General features: G+C 50.9%; 1 protein-coding gene. It reads right to left on the reverse strand.

What is annotated here, in order from left to right:
• Positions 1-31 precede the first annotated feature (31 nt).
• Entirely contained in the window at positions 32-286 is a 255-nt protein-coding gene (locus ACFSVN_RS11005; RefSeq protein ID WP_390302472.1) for a hypothetical protein, read from the reverse strand.
• Positions 287-802 lie beyond the last annotated feature (516 nt).

An 802-nucleotide genomic window follows, 5' to 3' on the forward strand; every position in this document is an offset into this window, starting at 1 on the left:
CACACGGATAGATAACCCCCATGGATATTCATTATTCCGTGTTGGATATTGAATATTGAACACCCCACCTTAGGTCGTCATCCTGAACACTTGAAGGATCTTGCATAGCCTGAATCCACAACCCCATCCACGGCTGACCTAAAGGCCGGGCAATCCAATCTTGCTCAGAGCCGTCTGATGGATGGAATAAGGCTTGGTTGCCCGTATCCGCACACCCCACGAAATCCAAAAAGGAACAGCTTTTTGGATTGAACTCCCCTCCCCGATGGTCGGGACACCAGCGCAAGGGGAGAATTTTATTGAGGCTCCATTCAACAGGTAGTTTATAAGGACTCGGTACTAAAAATCACCCGCAAAGTCCTCCCTTGAGGGAGGTGCCGGACTGAGCGAATGCGAAGTCGGGCGGAGGGTGTGAGAGGTTGCCATGGCTTGGTTATGTTGCTTTTGCCACCCACCCTCACCTTTGTTTTCTCCCCCTTGGATATTCATCATTCCGTGTTGGATATTGAATATTGAACACCCCACCTTAAGTCGTCATCCTGAACACTTGAAGGATCTTGCATAGCCCGAATCCACAACCCCACCCGACGGCTGACCTAAAGGCCGGGTAATTTAACCTTACCAAGAGCCGTCTGATGGATGGGCGAGGCAGGCGTGGTTGCCCGTATCAACAAAACCCAATCCCTGTCCCTTGCCCTCCGGCTCGTCGATACAAATGGAGATGTTATGGCGCCGCCGCAGGGTAAGGGAACTCCTTGGTTAGTATGTAAATTGAATCATCCATCTCAGTCGTCATCCTGAG

It is taken from the genome of Gracilimonas halophila, from assembly GCF_042684365.1.
GTDB classification, from domain to species: Bacteria; Bacteroidota; Rhodothermia; order Balneolales; family Balneolaceae; genus Gracilimonas; species Gracilimonas halophila.